Below are 17,807 nucleotides of genomic sequence, written 5' to 3' on the forward strand. Positions count from 1 at the left end.
ATGGCGCCCCCGCAAGCAAACTCATGGCCGTCGAACGGATATTTACCTCGGCTTTGCGTGACTCACGGTCGTGAACCACCAGTCGGCGACTACGGTCGAATACCCGGGCACTCGACGGAGGGGGAAGACGCCAACTCATGGGAGGTAAGGACGAGATACTCGACATCAAGGTCGACGACATCAAGGCGGCGGCGCCCGTCTTCCACCGCGAAAGCGTTGCACTTGCACACTCACTGACCAAGCTGAAGCAGGGCCTGGCCGCGGCGGGTGCGCCGTGGGGTGACGACGAGCAGGGGCAGAAGTTCCACACGGCGTACGGCCCGCACGTCACGCGGATCGAGCACTCCGCGCAGATCCTCGTCGACGGCCTGGCCAGCATCCACGCGGGCCTGGTCGACATGGCCGACAAGCACATCGACAACGAGGAACGTATCCGGGGCATGTTCGGCCACCACGCCACGGGTAACGGCAAGTGAGCGTCGCGGACAAGGCCCGCAAGGTCGTCCAGGACCTGACGGGCATGTGGTGGCCGGACGCCGACGAGGACGGACTGCGGGACGCGGCCCGGGCGTGGCGGTCCTTCGCCGACGACGTCGACGACATCACGGCTGCCGCGAACAAGGCCGCCCGTGCGCTGATCGAGAACAACAAGGGCGAGTCGATCGACGCCTTCGATGCGTTCTGGCGCCGCTACTACGACGGCGGCCGGGGCTGGCTGAAGGATCTGGCGGATGCGGCCCGGGACATGGCCAGGGCGCTGGACTCCTACGCCGATGCGGTGCACGGCGCGAAGAAGCACCTGGAACACGAGCTGGAGATCGTCGGTGCCACGCTCGTCGCGGGTACCGCCCTGGCGGTGTTCACCGCCGGCATGTCCGAGGGCGCCACGGTGGCAGCGGCGGCGGGCGTGACCGAACTCGCCGCCTCTCTGGGCGTGGCGGTGACCGAAGAGGTCGCCGCCATCGCCGGCACCACCCTGGCCACCGCCGCCTTCGGTGGGGTGGAGTCCATCACCGTGGACCTGGCCGTCGCGCAGCCCACCGCCATGGCCCTGGGCGAGCAGAAGACCGGCATCAACCTCGACGAGGCCCGGCAGGCCGGCGTCTACGGCGCGCTCACCGGTGGTCTCCTCGGCGGCGCCGGCTCGGCCGTCCCCGCCGCAGGCAACGCCGACGGCTGGACGGAACTGCTGGGCGGGGTACGTATCACCTCCCTCGGGCCGGAGCTGGCCATGCCCGGCGGCGTGACCGCCAGCGCTGACGACCTGGGGGTGGCGCTGCGTACCGGCCAGGGCGGTGGCGGTTACAACGCCATTCGCCAGCCGCCTTCGTACTGCAAGCCGCTTGACGGCCTTGGGCGTGCCCAGGGCGTCGACACGACCATTACCAAGTCGATGCTCAACACAGGAAGCAAGGCCAGCAGGCGCGTGAAGCCTCCCGGCTGGCTGGGAGACGCCGGCAGCCACACGCGAGGACACCTGCTCGCGAAGTCCTTGGGCGGTGACGGGGCAGCCCCGGAGAACATCGTGATCATGTACGACAAAGCAAACAACGTGGTCATGAAGGACTTGGAACAGGAGATCTATAGGGTGGTCGACGCAGGTCACGACGTGCAGTACTCGGCGACACCCGTCTACGCGAACCCCACGGACCTGATCCCCTCCGGCGTTCACGTGACCGCCAAGGGCGGTGGCCTCGGCATCGACCAAACCATCATCAACAAGTAGGCAGCTCATGACGGATCTGGAACTCCTGGCGGCACTCCCGGCGACGGGCGAGGGGGGTGTTGTCGTCAACGACTGGGAACAGGCCGAGGCTGCACTGAAAGTCACCTTCCCCCCCGCCTTCATGCGCTTCCTGGACGTGTTCGGCGGCGCGAAGTTCGACGACTTCCTGCGCGTATATCGGGCGGGTGCTGACAACAAGAACGTCGATCTCGTGTCCCGGACGAAGGAAGTCGGGGAGAAGTTCTTCGAAATCCGTCCGCACATCCGCGAACTCCTGGCCCAACGTGGTGTACAGCCCACCCAGTTGGTCCGCTGGGGTGGAACCGACAACGCGGACGCCTGCTTCCTGATCCCCCACTCCGACCCCACAATGTGGGCCGTCCTCGTCGTGGAAGGCCGCGGCAACGACTACGACCTTTTCGAGGGTCCGGTCGAGTCCTACCTCCTACACGTCCTCCGCGGAGACCTGGTCAGCGAGGTCTTCCCGGACGACTTCCCCGATGAGCACCCTTCCTACGAGCGCAATCCCCGTATCTGAACCGCGAGGGCCCTGATCAACGAGCGGCGTCGTGCATCCCCTCGGGTGTGACTGACGATGGTGCTGCTGGCGACCTACGCGCCCAAGCTGTGCTGTGCGAGGTGGCGACGGTCTGAGGCGACTCCCAGACCGTTCGCCAGGCAAAGCCGCAGGAAGCGGCAGACGAGTCGGGCTGTACGCCGGGTTCTGTCCCGAGAGGTCCTCGCGGTCCTCTCGGTGACGGCCATCCATCTAGGACCGGCGTTGCCGCCGGTCTCGTGCGGCCTACCCGCGGACTCGGGCGGGCAGCCCTCCAGCGTCCGCGCAGAGCGCCTGTTACAGCGCTCCTTTTGACCTTGCTCCGGGTGGGGTTTACCTAGCTGCCCAGGTCACCCTGGGCACTGGTGGTCTCTTACACCACCGTTTCACCCTTACCGTGGACCGAGGTCCCCGGCGGTTTGCTTTCTGTGGCACTGTCCCGCGGGTCACCCCGGGTGGCCGTTAGCCACCACCCTGCCCTGTGGAGCCCGGACGTTCCTCGGGGAGCTCCCCGTCAGGGGGACTCCACGCGGCCGTCCGCCCGGCTCGTCTGCCGTGTGGACCATGGTACCGGGCGTGGCGCCCGCTTCGGTGCCGTGGCCACGGCCGGGCCCGCCGTCGCCAGTACCGAGCCTGCAAGGATCAGGGTGAAGGCGATCAGGATGCCTGCCGTCAGGTGCTCGTCCAGGAGTGCCGCGCCTGCCGCGACCGCTACCGCCGGGTTGACGTACGTGATCACCGTCGAACGGGTCGGGCCCGCCTCCTTGATCAGTTCCAGGAAGGCGACGAAGGCTATCGCCGTGCAGATCACGCCCAGGCCGGCCAGGGCGGCCAGGACCTGGGTGGAGGGGACGGTGGTCGGCCAGGTGGCCGCGGCCGCCGGGGCGTAGACCAGCGTCGCCAGTGTCAGGCAGGGGGCGATGAGCTGGAGGGTGGGGACGTTCTTGAGGTGGCGGGCGGCTATCAGTGGTGCGGTTGCGTAGCCGATGACCGTCAGCAGCACCTCCGCCAGGGAGCGGGCGTCTCCGCCGGTCAGGTGCGGGGCCGTGAGGACGCCGACGCCGGCCAGGCCCAGTGCCAGGCCCGTCAGCCGTCGTATGCCCAGGCGCTCCGTGTCACCGAAGAGCCGGGCCGCGACCACGCCCACTATCGGGACGCCCGCGATCAGCAGGCCCGCCGTCGAGCTGGACAGGTGCCGTTCGGCGTCGGTGAGCGTGAGCCAGGGGCCGATGATCTCGATGCACGCGAAGGCCAGCATGGGGCGCCAGTGGGCCCGTACGACCCGGGGGAGGTTCCCTTGGCGTATCGCGAACGGGAGCAGGAGCGCTGCGCCCAGGGCGCAGCGCGTGAACACCACCATGGTGGGGGACACGGCGTCCACCGCCACCTTGATCATCAGATAGGGGATGCCCCAGATCACTCCCATGAGGGAGAACAGGAACCAGCCGCGTGCAGTCATGCGGCGAGTTTCGGGCCTCTCACCCCGCCGTGTCTTGAACGCTGTTGCGGTATGCCGCCGGGGTCACCCCGAGCACGCGGCGGAACCAGCGCGTCAGGTGGGCCTGGTCGGCGAAGCCGACCAGTGGGGCCACCTCGGCGGGGCGCAGGCCGGTCTCCAGCAGGCCGCGGGCCCTGGCCACGCGGTACTGGGCGAGCCAGGCGTACGGCGGCATGCCCGTTGTCGTGCGGAAGGCGCGGAGTAGCTGGTAGCGGGACAGGCCCAGGTCCGCGGCGAGGTCGGCCAGGGAGGGTGGGGTGAGGAGTTCGTCGGCGAGGCGGTCGCGGACGGTCTGGGTGATCGAGGCGGCGCCGGGGATCGTGTCGGAGACCGGACGGGCCGTGGAGTGGCGGCGGGCCAGGGCCGTGAGCAGCCACGGCAGGCGGGACTCGGCTTCCAGGGGGTCGGGGCAGGCGCTGAGTTCGGTGTGCGTGGCGCACAGGGCGGCGACCAGTTCGGGGTCGTCGAGGAGCGGTTCGCGGAAGTGCGGCAGGCCGCCGAGGACGCCGTCGGAGAGGAGGGCGGGGTCGGCGTACAGGGCGCGGTAGGCGTAGCCGTCTGTGGCTGTGGCGGGGGCGCCGGTGTGGGTCTCGCCGGGGTCGAGGACGACGATGGTGCCGGGGCCGGTGCGGATGTGGCCGCCGCGGTAGTCGATGACCTCGGAGCCGCCGACGCAGACGCCGATGGTGAACTCCTCGTGCGCGTGCGGTGCGTAGCGGTGCTGGTCGAAGCGGGCGGTGAGGAGGTCGAGCGGCGGGCCGCCGGTGCCTAGCCGTGCCCTGGTCCACCTGGCCTGTTCCCGTACGCCCATCTCGCACCCCCGACTCGATGGGATCAGAGGAAGTCGCCGGTGTCCAGTTCGAATGAGAAGGGCTCCGGGAGGGCGAGCGGTTTGCCGAGGGGGCGGGTGCGGTGCTCGCGGTAGTCGTCCTTCTCCGGGTCACTGAACAGTGTGATCGACGAGGCCTCGCGGTCCACCAGCAGGTACAGCGGGATGCCACCACGGGCGTAGCAGCGGCGCTTCGCCTCACGGTCGGTGTTCGGCCTGGTGGCCGTCACTTCGAGGACCATGGCGACGCCGTCGCAGGGCATCCACGAGTCAGCGCCCCGATACAGCCGCAGCTTTCGGGGAGCGAAGGTGCCGTCCGGGATCACGTGGTCCTTCGGGCAGCCGCCTCCGCCCTGCAACTTCAGGCCCTTGTTCCCGGAGAACTGCATGTCGGTCCGGGACCGCCGGTACACCTGGTTCACGATCAGTTCGATGTAGTCCTCGTGGTCCCCGTCCGGCGGCGGTGTCACGACGATCTCCCCCTCGATCAGCTCTGCCCGAAAACCCTCGGGCGTGTCCAGGGCGAGAAAGCCCTCCAGCAGGACCTCTTCCTGCGTGAGCGGCTCATGGGCCATGGCAGTCATGTCACGCCCCTCCTTCGGTCGCTCGCCAGAATGGGACATCGCTGATCACCTGGCCATGAGATCGGGAACCGTTCCCTCGATCGTGGCACACGATCCTTGTTCAGGGGTGCAATGCCTGGAGTCCCCGCTTCCACGCCGCCTCCAGGTCCGCGTCCCCCGGAAACCGGCCGTGGATCTCCAGGATCACCATGCCGTGCGCGAAGGCCCAGGTGGCGCGGGCGAGGTCGAGGTCGCCGGCGCAGGCGCGCAGCAGGGGCAGGGCGGCACGGTCCTCCAGGCCGGGGGGCAGTGCGGCGCGGGGCAGGGGGCGTTCGGTGGCCAGGCAGTACAGGTGGGGGTGGGCGAGGGCGTAGGTCCGGTACGCCTCCGCCAGCGCCTGGAGGGAGCCGGGGGCGCGGGTCTCGGCTGTCTCGAGGGCCTCGGCCGTCTCGTCGAGCATCTGGGCGATCAGCTCGACCTCGACGGCGTGCTTGTCGGGGAAGTGCTTGTAGAGGGAGGGGGCCTTGATGCCGAGGTGGTCGGCGAGGGTGCGCATGGTGAGCGCGGTGGGCCCGGACTCCTCCAGAAGGGTCCGGGCCGCCGCGACGATCTCGCGGGCGCGGGGCGACAGGTGCGCCCCGGCTGTGGGGGCCGGTCGGTCAGCCACGCTGGAAGCCCTCCTTGGTGCGCAGTCCGTAGCCGAAGGCGCGATCGTACGAGATGTGGGCGAGCCAGCCGCACAGGGCCGCGAAGGCGGGCGCCCAGGCGAAGGGCGCGACCGTGTACAGCGCCATGAGGGCGAGCGGGACCAGCGCCCGGTGCATGGCGTTGTAGTACGGCACCGCGCGGGGCGCGAGCTGCCCCTTGGCCATGCGGGGCGCTTCGTCGAGGGCGACCAGGAAGGTCAGGTCGGGCAGGACGAGGAAGACCAGAGCGAGGGAGCCGGCGGTCCAGCCGTGGTTGACGGCTTCCAGGACGGCGAAGGCGGACCAGAAGATCGCGTTCGCGAGCCAGGCCGTACGGCGGACGACGGTGACGGCGGAGCGGGCGGGGCGGGCGGAGCGGGCGGGCGCGGTGGTGGCCGTACTCATGGCTGCCTCCTGGGGCCGGTCGGGCGTTCAGCCAACGCCGTTAGCCGCGACGGTAAGGCTAACGACGTTAGCCAGTCAAGGGTCCAGCGCGGGAACGGCCTTGACCCTGCCGCGACGTCAACGTCTGTACTGGTCCCATGCGGATCGGAGAACTCGCCGCGGTCGCCGGCGTCACCACGCGGACCGTGCGGCACTACCACCACCTCGGGCTGCTGCCCGAACCCGACCGGCTCGCCAACGGCTACCGCGACTACGGCCTGCGCCACGCCGTCGTCCTGGCCCGGATCCGGCGGCTGACGGAGCTGGGCCTCGGCCTCGCGGAAGTGCGGGACGTCCTCGCGGAGGACGCCGGCCGTGACCTCGCCGAGGTGCTGGCCGAGTTGGACGACGACCTGGCCCGTCAGGAGGAGGCGATCCGCGAACGCCGCTCCCGGCTGCGGACGCTCCGCGAAAAGGGCCTGCCCGCCGAGGGCCCGGTCTCCCCCGAACTGGCAGAGCTGTTCGCCGGGATGGAGGCCTTCGTGGACTCCCCCATGGCGGCCAAGGACCGTGAGGTGATGGCACTGATCGAGACGGCGGCGGAACCGGAGGAGCAGGAGCGGCTGAGAGCCGCGCTGGGGAGCGCGTTCGGGGATCCGGGCGCCGTGGAGCGGGCGCGGGAGGCGTACGCGCTCCTCGACGCGCTGGCGGACGCCGCCCCGGACGATCCGCGCGTGGACGAGGCGGTCCGCGCGGTCGCCGCCTGCATGCCCGACGGGTTGATCCCGGAGGAGGGCGTCGACCACGACCACGGCTTTATGCGGGCCCTGTACGCCGACCTGTCCCCGGCCCAGGCGGAGGTGATCCGCCGCGCCCTGCGGCACGCCGGGAAGGGCCGGACATGAACGCGGGCCCCATGAGTGCCGGTCCCGGACGAGCGGCGACCCGAATCCCCTTCGCCCTGCTCCGCCACGAACTCCGGTTGCTCGTGAGCATCGCGCACTGGACGACGCGCCGTACGCACCCCTCGGGCGAGGGGTGTGCGTACGGGTACGCACGTGGGGAGGGCGCGTTGCTGTTCGGACTGGCCTTCGTGTGCGTGGTGGAGGCGGCCGGCGCGGCGGTGCTGCTGAGGGAGTGGCCGGTCGCGCACGGGATCGCGCTCGTCCTGGACGTCTACACGGTGTTGATGGTGGTCGGCCTGCACGCCGCGTCCGTGACCCGTCCGCACGTCCTGACGCCCACCGCGTTGCGCCTGCGCCGCGCCGCCCACGTCGACCTGACCGTCCCGCTGGAGCACATCGTGGCGGTCCGGCGCGAGCTGCGCACCACTCACGAGCCGCGCGAGGGCGAGCTGGATATCCCGGTGGCGGCGCAGACGACGGTGACCCTGGAACTGAACACGCCCATCATCCACGTCTCCCTGCTGGGGCGGCCCAAGGAGGTCCACCTGATCCGGTTCCACGCCCAGGAGCCGGATCGGCTGGTGGTGGCGCTCCGCCGACAGCACCCCCCACCCCGTGACCCCGCACCCCGTGACCCCGCGCCCCCTGACGCCGCGCCCACTGACCCCCGCGCCCCCTGGCCGTGTGATCCCGTAACGCTGTAACCCCGTAACCTGGCGCAGGCCCCCCACCACCCGGTTCAAGGAGAAGACCCGTGCTCGTCCTGTTGCCGCCCTCCGAAGGCAAGGCGCCCTCCGGACGCGGTGCCCCGCTGAAGCTGGAGTCGCTGTCCCTGCCGGGGCTGACCGCCGCGCGGGAGGCCGTGCTGGCCGAACTGGTCGAGCTGTGCTCGGGGGACGAGGAGAAGGCGAGCCAGGTGCTCGGACTCAGTGAGGGGCTGCGCGGAGAGGTCGCGAAGAACGCCGGGCTGCGGACCGCCGGGGCGCGGCCCGCGGGAGAGATCTACACCGGGGTGCTCTACGACGCCCTGGACCTGGCCTCCCTGGACAGCACGGCCAAGCGGCGCGCGGCCAGGTCGCTGCTCGTCTTCTCCGGGTTGTGGGGCGCCGTCCGCGTCACGGACCGCATCCCCTCCTACCGCTGCTCGATGGGCGTGAAGCTGCCCGGGCTCGGGGCGCTCGGCACGTACTGGCGTACGCCGATGGCCTCCGTCCTGCCCGAGGCGGCCGGCGGCGGTCTGGTGCTCGACCTGCGGTCCTCCGCGTACGCGGCCGCGTGGAAGCCGAAGGGCGAGGTCGCCGGGCGTACGGCGACCGTGCGGGTGCTGCACTCCCAGGTCGTGGACGGGGTGGAGAAGCGGTCGGTCGTGAGCCACTTCAACAAGGCGACCAAGGGGCGGATCGTCCGCGCCCTGCTGACGGCCGGGGTCGCGCCGAAGGATCCGGCGGAGCTGGTCGAGGCGCTGCGGGACCTGGGGTACGTGGTCGAGGCCGAGGCGCCGGGGCGGGCGGGGAGGCCGTGGTCGTTGGACGTGGTGGTGACCGAGATCCACTGATCGGCCACCCGCCGACAGAGCGGTGGCGTTGCAGCATGTGCAATGACCTTTGCGCATGCTGTCGTTCCTGGGCAGGATGACGGCCATGACCTCGCCGCTGCCCTCGTCCTCCGCGCCCTCCGCCCCGCCCTCCGCGCCCTCCGCCGTGCCCTCCGCGCCGTCCGCCGTGCCCTCAGCCCACCCGGTGCTCGATCTGGCGCCCGTCATCCCCGTGGTCGTCGTCAAGGACGTCGCCGACGCCGTGCCGCTCGCTCGGGCGCTGGTGGCCGGTGGGCTGCCCGCGATCGAGGTGACGTTGCGTACCCCGGCCGGTCTGGAGGCGATCCGGGCGGTGTCGGGTGAGGTCGCGGGCGCGGTGGTGGGGGCCGGGACCGTCATCACGCCGGAGCAGGTGGGCGACTGCGTGGCGGCGGGTGCGCGTTTCCTGGTCAGCCCCGGGTGGACGGATGGGCTGCTGGCGGCGATGCAGGGCTCGGGGGTGCCGTTCCTGCCTGGGGTGTCGACTGCCTCGGAGGTCGTGGCGCTCCTCGAACGCGGCGTGCGGGAGATGAAGTTCTTCCCGGCGCAGGCGGCGGGCGGCACGGCGTTTCTGAAGTCGCTCGCCGGACCGCTCCCCCAGGCCCGCTTCTGTCCGACGGGCGGCATCGGACCGGCGAACGCCCCGGAGTACCTGGCCCTGCCCAACGTCGGCTGTGTCGGCGGTACGTGGATGGTCCCCGAGGACGCGATCGCCGGGCGGGACTGGGCGCGGATCGAGGGGCTTGCCCGGGCGGCGGCGGAGCTGCGGCGGCCGGTCAGCGCAGGTGCGACGTGTCGTTGAGGAGGCGCAGGCTGGCGTTGCCGTCGGCGTAGTACGCCACCGCGGACAGGGACGCGGCCGACAGCTCCATGCGGAACAGGGTCTCGGGCGGTGCGCCGAGCGCGAGCCGGACCAGGGTCTTGATGGGCGTCACGTGGGAGACGACCAGGACGGTGCGGCCCGCGTGGGAGGCGAGCAGCTTGTCCCGCGCCACGGCGACCCGGCGGGCGACGGCCGCGAAGCTCTCGCCGCCGCCGGTGGGCGCGGCCTCGGGGTCGGTCAGCCAGGCGTTCATGTCGTCCGGGTACCGCTCGCGGACCTCGCCGAAGGTGAGGCCCTCCCAGGCACCGAAGTCCGTCTCGCGCAGTCCGTCCTCGATGCCGACCTCCAGCCCGAGACGGGCCGCGACGACACCGGCCGTCTCGCGACAGCGGGCGAGGGGCGAGGAGACGACGGTCTGCACGGTCCCGCGCGCGGCCAGCACGCCGGCGACCAGTTCGGCCTGCCGTCGGCCGACCTCGGAGAGACCCGGGTCGCTGCCCCCGCTGCCGGAGAACCGCTTCTGCGGGGTCAGCGGGGTCTCGCCGTGCCGCAGCAGCACGAAGGTGGTGGGGGCGCCGAGGTCGGGCGGCGGCGCGGAGGCGACATTACGAGCGGCCCGGATGTCGGCCGCCTCCCGCTCCGTCGGGCCCACGGAAGCGTTGATCGAAGCTGCGGGAGCCTCGCGCCCAGGGCCCGTGGCGCCACCGGCGGTCAGCTCAGCCGTCGAGCCGGACGGTTCCCAGCGCTCGCCCCGCGCCCCCGCGTCCATCGCCTCGTTGGCGAGTCGGTCAGCGTGCTTGTTCTGCTCGCGCGGGATCCACTCGTAGGTAACCTGCCCGGGCGGGAAGACCGCGGCCGCCTCCATCGCCAGGGGTCTCATCGCCGGGTGCTTGATCTTCCAGCGGCCCGACATCTGCTCCACGACCAGCTTGGAGTCCATCCGCACCCGTACCCGCGCACCCGGGTCCAACTCGTGGGCCGCGCGCAGCCCGGCCAGCAGGCCCCGGTACTCGGCGACGTTGTTCGTGGCCGTGCCGATGTACTCGGCCCGTTCCAGGAGCGTCTCGCCGCTCGCCGCGTCGCGCACCACGGAGCCGTAGCCCGCGGGCCCCGGGTTGCCCCGGGAACCGCCGTCCGCCTCGACGATGAACTCCCGCACGCCGTACGCCTCTTGTCGAATCCCTATGGCCCCCATGGCCCCATGGCCCCCATGACCCCTACGGCCTCTACCGCCGCTACAGCCCCTGGTCGCCTCTTACAGGCCGGACTCCGCCGTGCGCACCAGGATCCGGCGGCAGTTCTCGCAGCGCACCACCGTGTCGGGCGCCGCCTTGCGGATCTCGTTCAGCTCGGTGATGGCCAGCTCCTGCCGGCAGCCCTGGCAGGTGCGCTGGTACAGCTTGGCCGCGCCGATGCCGCCCTGCTGCTCGCGCAGCTTTTCGTAGAGCTTGAGCAGGTCCGCCGGCACCGACGCCGCGACGACCTCGCGCTCCTTGGTCACCGACGCGACCTCGCCGTCGATCTCCTCGAAGGCGGCGTCCCGGCGCGCGGTGGCGTCGTCGATCTTCGACTGGACGGAGGCGACGCGCTCGGTCAGCTCCGCGACCCGCTCCTGCGCGGCCTCGCGGCGCTCCATCACCTCGAGGACGATGTCCTCCAGGTCGCCCTGCCGCTTGGCGAGCGAGGCGATCTCGTGCTGGAGGTTCTCCAGGTCCTTGGGCGAGGTGATCGCGCCGGAGTCGAGGCGCTGCTGGTCGCGGGCGGCGCGCTGGCGCACCTGGTCGACGTCCTGCTCCGCCTTGGTCTGCTCGCGGGCGCAGTCGCTCTCCTCCGTCTGCGCGGCCACCAGCAGGTCGCGCAGCTGGACGTGGTCCTTGGTCAGGGACTCGATCTCGGCGTGCTCGGGCAGGGACCTCCGCCTGTGCGCCAACTGCTGGAGGCGTACGTCGAGGTCCTGGACGTCGAGGAGGCGGATCTGGTCGGCGGGCGCGGCGTTCAGTTTGGGGCTCCCGTTGAGCTAGAGGTGGTATTGGACGCCGCGTGGGCGGTCCAGGGGTCGGTGACCGTCTTGGAGACGTGGACGCGAAGGTCCCATCCGTGCCGGTCGGAGATCTCGTCGAGCTGGGCGGCGGCCAGCTCGCACCAGGGCCACTCGGTGGCCCAGTGCGCCGCGTCGAGCAGCGCGAGAGGACTGTGGGCGCGGGCCTCGGACGCCGGGTGGTGGCGCAGGTCCGCGGTGAGGAAGGCGTCGACGCCCGCCGCGCGGACGGCGTCGAAGAGGCTGTCGCCGGAGCCGCCGCTGACGGCGACCGTGTGGACCACCGCCCCGGGGTCGCCGGCGACGCGGATGCCCTGCGCGGTGGCGGGCAGCCGCTCGGCGGCGCGGGCGGCCAGCTCGCGGACGGTGAGCGGGTGGTCCAGCTCGCAGACGCGGCCGAGGCCCCGGCGGCCCTCCGGGTCTGTGGTGTCCGGCACCAGGGGGCGTACGACCCTGAGGTCCAGCGCGCCGGCCAGCGCGTCGCTGACGCCGGGGTCGGCGGTGTCGGCGTTGGTGTGGGCGACGTGCAGCGCGATGTCGTTCTTGATCAGGGTGTGCACGACACGGCCCTTGAAGGTGGAGGCCGCCACCGTCGTCGTACCGCGCAGATAGAGCGGGTGGTGCGTGACCAGCAGGTCGGCGCCCAGCTTCACGGCCTCGTCGACGATCTCCTGGACGGGGTCGACGGCGAAGAGAACCCGGGAGACCTCCTGGTCGGGGTCGCCGACGACCGTGCCGACCGCGTCCCAGGACTCGGCCCGCTCGGCGGGCCACAGGTTCTCCAGCGCGGCGATGACTTCAGACAGACGGGGCACGGGGAAAAGGCTACCTGGCCCGGGGCGGTGACCCATCGGCCGCGGGTCGTTCCGGCGGGCGGCGGGAGCGGCTCGTAGGCGCCAGCTCGCCGAACCGTATGAGCACGGCTCCCGTCCAGATGTCGTCCAGACGTCGTCCAGACGTCGTTCGGTCGTCGTCCACGTCGTCCAGTCCTCGTCCAGTCGTCCTCCAGTCCACGTCCAGTCGTCCTCCAGTCCACGTCCGGTCGTCCTCCAGTCCACGTCCGGTCGTCCTCCAGTCCTCGTCCGGTCGTCCTCCAGTCCTCGTCCAGTCGTCGTCCGGTCGTGCCGAGGTGGTGAGTCGGCCGTCCGCGCGCCCCCTTGTGCAGCACAGCCGCCCCCGTTTATTCACAGGAATCCCCGCACCGACACCCTTACGTGTGAAGCGACGGCCGGGGGATGTCACGCCTGTGCGTACGAAAACTAGCTTTCTCGCCGGAGGTGACCGAATGATGACGGCCTGTGCCTTCACATCCGCCACGGCGAACGGCCCCGAAGGGGCGCCCGCGCCCGGATGCGTGATCACCGCGGACGGTTCCTATGCGGCGCGTCTCGCTCTGGACGGCGCGTCCTGGTACCCGGAGCGCTGGACCCTGGACGGCCCGGAACCGTACGCCGTACCGCTGCCCGTCAACCAGCCCGAGGAGCCCGGCACCGAAGTGCAGCCCTTGGCCGACGGGCGGGTGCTCATCCACCGCGCCGCGGCCGGGCGGCACACGTTCTCGCTGCTGTACCCGACCGGGCCGGGGACCGGGGAGCGGCTGCTGGGCACGGTGGAGTGCCCCACGGAGGAGACCCGGCTGCGGCTGCTGCCGCCCGCGCCGACGGGGGACCGCGCGTTCGCGCTGGAGGTGGGTGAGGGGGCGAGCGCGGTGTGGCTGGTGGCGGGCGGCCCCAGGGGGCCCGAGCGGGTCGCTCAGGTGCCGGGCCGGTGCTCGGGCGGGGTGTGGCTGGACCGCGCGGGCCGGCTGCTGGCCGTGGACCGCACGCCGCCGGACGGGGGTCCCACCAAGACGGTGGTGGTCGATCTGGAGCGGGACGGCGAGGTGTCGCCGCTGCTGCAGATCGCGGACGGCAGCAATGACCGACTGCTGCTCGCCGACCCGGACAGCGGCCTGCTGCTGATCCGGTCGGACGCCCCCTCACCGGGCCGGGAGCGGCTCGGCTGGGGGGTGTTGGGGAGCACGCTGCCGGTGCGTTTCCCTGAGTGCCTGCGGCTCGACCGCCCGGCGACGCCGTTCGCCATTCAGCCGGGGCAGGCGCTGACACCGGAGAGCTGCGCGGTGGCGCTACGCATAGACGGGCCGGCCGGCAGTTGGGTCGGGGTGTGGCGCCCCGCGGACCGCAGGGTGCACCAACTCGCCGCGCCGACGGGCTGGTTGGCGGGGGCGGGGCTGTGGACGCGGGACGGCGTGCTGCGGCTGCCGTACGCGACGGGTGCCGTGCGGTGCGGGGTGGCGCGGCTGGAGGTGCCCGGGCCGGCGGTCGCCGCGCCGGCCCGGGAGACGGAGGAACAGCCGGTTCCGTGGCCGCCGGAGCCCCCGGAGCCGTCCATGACGCGACCGGTCACGTTGCAGCAGGCGCTGTCGCCGCGGCGCGCCGAGGCGGCCTCGACCCCCCTCGTGTGGATCCGCAAAAGACAGGCACCGGTGGGGAGTAAGGACGGGTTCCCCGGGCACGCGCAGGGCCAGGGCGGCAGCCGCAGCACGACACCCCCGGCCCCCGGCACGGCTGTCGTTGCCGCCCGTTAGACTCGCTCGGCTGTACGAACGATCATGTTTTGACGGGGTGGACACTTCCGATGAACGACACCAGCACCACACAGCCACTGTCTGCCGAGGCCCAGGAGATCCCGGGGCACGGCAAGCACCGCGGTCCGGTCTCCGCCGAGGACCACGAGGCGGCGCCGCACGGCCGGCACCGCAAGCCGTCCGGCCAGCAGCAACAGACCGGCACAGCGGCCTGAACCGCGTCCGCTGCGTGAGGTGAGGTTCGGCAGCCGTCGTACCCGTCGGCTGCCGGGTCTCTTCGGCCCCGCCCGTCCCCGCGACGGGCGGGGCCGTCGCACAGGAGCCCCTCGCCGAGCGCTTTCGTGTTCCCCCCACGCCCCGTCGTGCCGATTTAGCTATCCCCCACGCCCGTCGTGCCGATTTCAGCGATCCCCCACGCCCCAACGTGCCGCTTTCAGCGATCCCCCGACGCCCCCTCGTGCCGCAGCCCCAGCACCTCCACCGCCGCGAACGTCTCGCCCCGCGGCCGCTCGGCGTAGTGCGGGGTGAGGAGCGCGTCGAGTTCGTCGTACGTGAAGGCGTCCTGCTTGGTGTCGAACTTCGCCCGCACCCGCGGCCGTTCGACGATCGCCACCATGCCGCCGTGGACGACGAGGAGCTGCCCGTTGACCTGCGCGGCGGCGGGTGAGGCCAGATAGCCGACGAGGGGGGCGACGTGCTCGGGCGCGAGCGGGTCGAGGCCGTCGTCCGGTGGTTCCGAGCCGGCGAACACGTCCTCGGTCATACGGGTCCGGGCGCGCGGGCAGATCACGTTCGCGGTGACGCCGTACTTGGCGAGGGCGAGCGCCGTCGACGTGGTGAGGCCGACGATTCCGCCCTTGGCCGCCGCGTAGTTGGGCTGCCCGGCCGATCCCGCCAGGAACGCCTCCGAGGACGTGTTCACGATCCGCCCGTACACCGGCCCGCCCTCCGCCTTGGAGCGGGCCCGCCAGTGCGCGGCGGCGAAGCGGGTGGTGTTGAAGTGGCCTTTGAGGTGGACCCGGACCACCGCGTCCCACTCCTCCTCGGACATGGAGAAGACCATGCGGTCGCGCAGGATGCCCGCGTTGTTGACGAGGATGTCGAGCTTGCCGAACTCCTCGACGGCCGACTCGACCAGCGCACGGGCCTGTTCGAAGTCCGACACGTCCCCGGTGTGGGCGACGGCCCGGCCGCCTGCCGCGCGGATCTCGGCGACGACCGTCTGGGCGGGGGCCGTGGAGGCCTGCCCCGACCCTCCCCCAAGCTCTCGGCTTCGCTCGAGCAGGGGGGACCCCCATCGCCCGGGCTGTCCATAGTCGTTGACGACGACGGCCGCGCCGAGCCGGGCGAGTTCCAGCGCCTCGGCCCGGCCGAGTCCGCGTGCGGCGCCGGTGACGATCGCGGACAGCCCCTCGAGTGGCAGTGACATGGGTTGCGTCCTCAGGTCTCGATGCACGTACGCAGGGCGGTGCCGGTACGCATCTGGTCCAGCGCTTCGTTGATCTCGGTCAGCGGCACCCGGTGGGTGATCAGCCCCTCCAGGTCGATGCGGCCCGCCCGCCACAGGGCGATGGTGCGCTCGTAGGAGCGCAGCACGTCGCCGCCGCCGTACAGGGACGGCAGGATCCGCTTCTCGTCGAAGAACAGCTCGAACATGTTGAGTTGGAGGAAGTCGTCCATGGCGCCCGCGCCTACGATCACCAGCGTGCCGCCGCGCCGGGTGTTCTCGTACGCCGTGCGGGCCGTGGCCGACTTCCCGACGACCTCGAAGACGTAGTCGAAGCCCTCACCGCCGGTGACCTGCTGCTTGGCGTCGGGCAGCTCGTCCGGTGACACGGCCCTGGTGGCGCCGAACCTCAGCGCCGCCTCACGGCGCGAGGCGACCGGGTCGACGGCGACGATCTCGGCGGCGCCCTTCAGCCGCGCCCCCTGGATCGCGGAGATGCCGACGCCCCCGCAGCCGATGACCGCCACCGACGAACCGGCCTCCAGATCTGCGGTGTTGAGCGCCGCGCCCAGCCCCGTCGTCACCCCACAGCCGATGAGCGCGGCGATGTCGAACGGCACGTCGTCCGGGATCGGGACCGCGCAGCCCGCGTCGACGACGACCTCCTCGGCGAAGGTGCCGGTTCCCGCGAAGCCGAAGACGTCCCCGCCGGGGCGCCTGAAGTTGGGGGTGCCCGCGTTCATGAACCCGGCCAGGCACAGCTCGGTCTGTCCGCGCCGGCAGGCGGGGCACGCGCCGCAGGCGGGCAGCCAGCACACGACCACCCTGTCCCCCTGCTTCACACGGCTCACCCCCTCGCCGACCTCGAGGATCTCCCCCGCTCCCTCGTGCCCGGGCACGAACGGCCCGGGCTGCGGCAGCACCCCGCTCATGGCGGACAGGTCCGAGTGGCACAGCCCGGTGGCGCGCACCCGGATCCTGACCCTGCCGGGGCCGAAGCCCGTCGCCTCGACGTCGTCGAGGACCTCCAGCTTGTCCTGGCCGATCTCGTGCAGTACGGCTGCGCGCATGGTGCGGCTCCCCTCGGAGGCTCGGTGGCTCAGGAGTGTTCGGCGGCTCGGTGACTCAGGACTGCTTGGACGGCTCGGCGGCTCAGCGGCTCGGCGGCTCGGCGGCTCGGCGGCTCGGCGGCTCGGCGGCTCGGCGGCTCAGGAATGCTCGACGACCGTGTCGGCGAGGACCGGCGCATCACCCCGCTCGACCGCGCCCACGGTCACCCGCACCACGCCCTGCGCCTCTTGCGCCCCGTGCGAGCCCTTCGACACCATCGCCCCCTCCGATCCCTCAGACCCCTTCGCCCCCTGCCGCCACATGCGAATGCGCAAGGTCTCCCCCGGGTACACCACCCCGGCGAACCGCGTGGCGTAAGAGCGCACCCGGGTCACGTCGCCGCCGAGCAGCGTGTCGACGACCGTCTTGAGCGTCATGCCGTAGGTGCACAGACCGTGCAGGATGGGCCGTTCGAATCCGGCGAGCTTGGCGAACTCGGGGTCGGCGTGCAGGGGGTTCCAGTCGCCGGAGAGGCGGTAGAGCAGGGCCTGGTCCTCGCGGACGGTCCGTTCGACGACCTTGTCGGGCTCGCCTGTGGGCGCATCCAGCCGGGCCGACGGCCCGCGGTCGCCGCCCCAGCCGCCCTCTCCCCGTACGAAGATCTGCGCGTCGTTGGTCCACAGCGGGCCGTCGGCGTCGGCGACCTCGGTGCGCATGACGAGGACAGCCGCCTTGCCCTTGTCGTACACGGCGGCGATGCGGGAGGTCGCCGTGGCCCTGCCCTTGACCGGGATCGGGCGGTGGATCGTCAGCGACTGGCCGCCGTGCAGGACGCAGGCGAGGTCGACGTCCACGCCGGGCATGGACAGACCGCTGATCACGCCCGGGGAGCCCGCGCCGGCGACGGTGGCGAAGCTGGGCAGGACGTGGAGCCGGGACTCGAGGGTGTAGCGCAGTTCGTCGGGGTCGGTGGCGGGGATGCCGGCGCCGATGCCGAGGTGGTAGAGCTGCACGTCCTTGGGGGTCCAGGTGATCTCGCCGGTCCGGGGTTCGGCCGCGAGGGCCAAGGCTTCGTCGATGGGCATGGGGCTCCTGACGGTCGAGACCTCGGTACGGCCGTCCGCACCGTCGGCCGCACCGAG

General features: G+C 71.9%; 19 protein-coding genes, 1 other RNA gene and 1 pseudogene. 9 read left to right on the forward strand and 12 right to left on the reverse strand.

Annotation, left to right across the window (positions count from 1 at the left end; all coding sequences use genetic code 11):
* Positions 1–137 precede the first annotated feature (137 nt).
* From ACIRC0_RS14590 to ACIRC0_RS14600, 3 genes are read left to right on the forward strand one after another with little or no spacing between them, the layout of a single operon-like run.
* The gene (locus ACIRC0_RS14590; protein ID WP_403615839.1) at positions 138–476 is read left to right on the forward strand and encodes a WXG100 family type VII secretion target; all 339 of its coding nucleotides are present in this window, start codon (positions 138–140) and stop codon (positions 474–476) included.
* Complete coding sequence (locus ACIRC0_RS14595) at positions 473–1,726, forward strand: DNA/RNA non-specific endonuclease (protein ID WP_403615841.1); 1,254 nt, start codon at positions 473–475, stop codon at positions 1,724–1,726. The genes ACIRC0_RS14590 and ACIRC0_RS14595 overlap by 4 nt, the downstream gene beginning before the upstream one ends.
* Positions 1,727–1,733: 7 nt before the next feature.
* Positions 1,734–2,264 (forward strand): hypothetical protein, encoded by a 531-nt coding sequence (locus tag ACIRC0_RS14600; RefSeq protein ID WP_403615843.1) that lies wholly within the window; start codon positions 1,734–1,736, stop codon positions 2,262–2,264.
* 159 nt (positions 2,265–2,423) lie between these two features.
* Here ACIRC0_RS14600 and rnpB read toward each other — a convergent pair.
* The 6 genes and pseudogenes from rnpB to ACIRC0_RS14630 form a co-directional block, all read right to left on the reverse strand.
* Positions 2,424–2,831: RNase P RNA component class A (rnpB, locus tag ACIRC0_RS14605), an RNA gene on the reverse strand.
* A gap of 130 nt (positions 2,832–2,961) precedes the next feature.
* Positions 2,962–3,741, reverse strand: a pseudogene (locus ACIRC0_RS14610) (DMT family transporter); the annotation flags it as partial.
* Between the two features lie 19 nt (positions 3,742–3,760).
* Complete coding sequence (locus ACIRC0_RS14615; protein ID WP_403615846.1) at positions 3,761–4,591, reverse strand: helix-turn-helix domain-containing protein; 831 nt, start codon at positions 4,589–4,591, stop codon at positions 3,761–3,763.
* 23 nt (positions 4,592–4,614) lie between these two features.
* Positions 4,615–5,193 carry a Uma2 family endonuclease gene (locus ACIRC0_RS14620; RefSeq protein WP_403615848.1) on the reverse strand — a complete coding sequence of 193 codons (579 nt, stop codon included), beginning with the start codon at positions 5,191–5,193 and terminating at the stop codon, positions 4,615–4,617.
* Between the two features lie 100 nt (positions 5,194–5,293).
* A complete protein-coding gene (locus tag ACIRC0_RS14625; protein WP_403616497.1) occupies positions 5,294–5,803 on the reverse strand; it encodes a TetR/AcrR family transcriptional regulator in 510 nt (169 codons plus the stop codon).
* 28 nt (positions 5,804–5,831) lie between these two features.
* Positions 5,832–6,263, reverse strand: coding sequence for a DUF4260 family protein (locus ACIRC0_RS14630; protein WP_403615850.1), 432 nt, complete (start codon positions 6,261–6,263; stop codon positions 5,832–5,834).
* 137 nt (positions 6,264–6,400) lie between these two features.
* On the opposite strand from ACIRC0_RS14630, the gene ACIRC0_RS14635 reads away from it, so the two are divergent.
* From ACIRC0_RS14635 to eda, 4 genes are all read left to right on the forward strand, one after another.
* Positions 6,401–7,147: a MerR family transcriptional regulator gene (locus ACIRC0_RS14635; RefSeq protein WP_403615852.1), complete on the forward strand. Its 747-nt coding sequence runs from the start codon at positions 6,401–6,403 to the stop codon at positions 7,145–7,147.
* A gap of 11 nt (positions 7,148–7,158) precedes the next feature.
* Positions 7,159–7,851 carry a hypothetical protein gene (locus tag ACIRC0_RS14640; RefSeq protein WP_403615854.1) on the forward strand — a complete coding sequence of 231 codons (693 nt, stop codon included), beginning with the start codon at positions 7,159–7,161 and terminating at the stop codon, positions 7,849–7,851.
* Positions 7,852–7,901: 50 nt separating this feature from the next.
* Positions 7,902–8,702 (forward strand): peroxide stress protein YaaA, encoded by an 801-nt coding sequence (gene yaaA / locus ACIRC0_RS14645; protein ID WP_403615856.1) that lies wholly within the window; start codon positions 7,902–7,904, stop codon positions 8,700–8,702.
* An 85-nt stretch (positions 8,703–8,787) separates the two neighbouring features.
* Positions 8,788–9,522 (forward strand): bifunctional 4-hydroxy-2-oxoglutarate aldolase/2-dehydro-3-deoxy-phosphogluconate aldolase, encoded by a 735-nt coding sequence (gene eda / locus ACIRC0_RS14650; RefSeq protein WP_403615857.1) that lies wholly within the window; start codon positions 8,788–8,790, stop codon positions 9,520–9,522.
* Here eda and ACIRC0_RS14655 read toward each other — a convergent pair.
* From ACIRC0_RS14655 to ACIRC0_RS14665, 3 genes are all read right to left on the reverse strand, one after another.
* A complete protein-coding gene (locus ACIRC0_RS14655; RefSeq protein WP_403616499.1) occupies positions 9,497–10,702 on the reverse strand; it encodes a bifunctional RNase H/acid phosphatase in 1,206 nt (401 codons plus the stop codon). The genes eda and ACIRC0_RS14655 overlap by 26 nt on opposite strands.
* Positions 10,703–10,798: 96 nt before the next feature.
* On the reverse strand, positions 10,799–11,542 hold the full coding sequence (locus tag ACIRC0_RS14660) for a zinc ribbon domain-containing protein (RefSeq protein WP_403616502.1): 744 nt from the start codon (positions 11,540–11,542) through the stop codon (positions 10,799–10,801).
* A complete protein-coding gene (locus ACIRC0_RS14665; RefSeq protein WP_403615860.1) occupies positions 11,539–12,396 on the reverse strand; it encodes a Nif3-like dinuclear metal center hexameric protein in 858 nt (285 codons plus the stop codon). The genes ACIRC0_RS14660 and ACIRC0_RS14665 overlap by 4 nt, the downstream gene beginning before the upstream one ends.
* Positions 12,397–12,869: 473 nt before the next feature.
* Between ACIRC0_RS14665 and ACIRC0_RS14670 the strand changes: the two genes are divergently transcribed.
* Complete coding sequence (locus ACIRC0_RS14670) at positions 12,870–14,168, forward strand: hypothetical protein (protein WP_403616504.1); 1,299 nt, start codon at positions 12,870–12,872, stop codon at positions 14,166–14,168.
* A gap of 50 nt (positions 14,169–14,218) precedes the next feature.
* Complete coding sequence (locus ACIRC0_RS14675) at positions 14,219–14,383, forward strand: hypothetical protein (protein ID WP_366029189.1); 165 nt, start codon at positions 14,219–14,221, stop codon at positions 14,381–14,383.
* Positions 14,384–14,601: 218 nt separating this feature from the next.
* Here the strand turns inward: ACIRC0_RS14675 and ACIRC0_RS14680 are convergent, their stop codons facing one another.
* From ACIRC0_RS14680 to ACIRC0_RS14690, 3 genes are all read right to left on the reverse strand, one after another.
* Complete coding sequence (locus ACIRC0_RS14680) at positions 14,602–15,597, reverse strand: 3-oxoacyl-ACP reductase (protein WP_403615862.1); 996 nt, start codon at positions 15,595–15,597, stop codon at positions 14,602–14,604.
* An 11-nt stretch (positions 15,598–15,608) separates the two neighbouring features.
* Positions 15,609–16,685: a Zn-dependent alcohol dehydrogenase gene (locus tag ACIRC0_RS14685; protein ID WP_403615864.1), complete on the reverse strand. Its 1,077-nt coding sequence runs from the start codon at positions 16,683–16,685 to the stop codon at positions 15,609–15,611.
* A gap of 138 nt (positions 16,686–16,823) precedes the next feature.
* The gene (locus ACIRC0_RS14690; RefSeq protein ID WP_403615866.1) at positions 16,824–17,750 is read right to left on the reverse strand and encodes a MaoC/PaaZ C-terminal domain-containing protein; all 927 of its coding nucleotides are present in this window, start codon (positions 17,748–17,750) and stop codon (positions 16,824–16,826) included.
* Positions 17,751–17,807 lie beyond the last annotated feature (57 nt).

Origin of the sequence: Streptomyces sp. NPDC093984, assembly GCF_044764595.1 — a bacterium.
Lineage (GTDB): Bacteria > Actinomycetota > Actinomycetes > Streptomycetales > Streptomycetaceae > Streptomyces > Streptomyces cynarae.

Coding starts and splice junctions, on each gene's coding strand:
- ACIRC0_RS14590 (WP_403615839.1), top strand. CDS start 138: ATGGGAGGTAAGGACGAGATACTCGACATCAAGGTCGACGACATCAAG.
- ACIRC0_RS14600 (WP_403615843.1), top strand. CDS start 1,734: ATGACGGATCTGGAACTCCTGGCGGCACTCCCGGCGACGGGCGAGGGG.
- ACIRC0_RS14615 (WP_403615846.1), bottom strand. CDS start 4,591: ATGGGCGTACGGGAACAGGCCAGGTGGACCAGGGCACGGCTAGGCACC.
- ACIRC0_RS14620 (WP_403615848.1), bottom strand. CDS start 5,193: ATGACTGCCATGGCCCATGAGCCGCTCACGCAGGAAGAGGTCCTGCTG.
- ACIRC0_RS14630 (WP_403615850.1), bottom strand. CDS start 6,263: ATGAGTACGGCCACCACCGCGCCCGCCCGCTCCGCCCGCCCCGCCCGC.
- ACIRC0_RS14635 (WP_403615852.1), top strand. CDS start 6,401: ATGCGGATCGGAGAACTCGCCGCGGTCGCCGGCGTCACCACGCGGACC.
- ACIRC0_RS14640 (WP_403615854.1), top strand. CDS start 7,159: ATGAGTGCCGGTCCCGGACGAGCGGCGACCCGAATCCCCTTCGCCCTG.
- eda (WP_403615857.1), top strand. CDS start 8,788: ATGACCTCGCCGCTGCCCTCGTCCTCCGCGCCCTCCGCCCCGCCCTCC.
- ACIRC0_RS14670 (WP_403616504.1), top strand. CDS start 12,870: ATGACGGCCTGTGCCTTCACATCCGCCACGGCGAACGGCCCCGAAGGG.
- ACIRC0_RS14675 (WP_366029189.1), top strand. CDS start 14,219: ATGAACGACACCAGCACCACACAGCCACTGTCTGCCGAGGCCCAGGAG.
- ACIRC0_RS14680 (WP_403615862.1), bottom strand. CDS start 15,597: ATGTCACTGCCACTCGAGGGGCTGTCCGCGATCGTCACCGGCGCCGCA.
- ACIRC0_RS14685 (WP_403615864.1), bottom strand. CDS start 16,685: ATGCGCGCAGCCGTACTGCACGAGATCGGCCAGGACAAGCTGGAGGTC.
- ACIRC0_RS14690 (WP_403615866.1), bottom strand. CDS start 17,750: ATGCCCATCGACGAAGCCTTGGCCCTCGCGGCCGAACCCCGGACCGGC.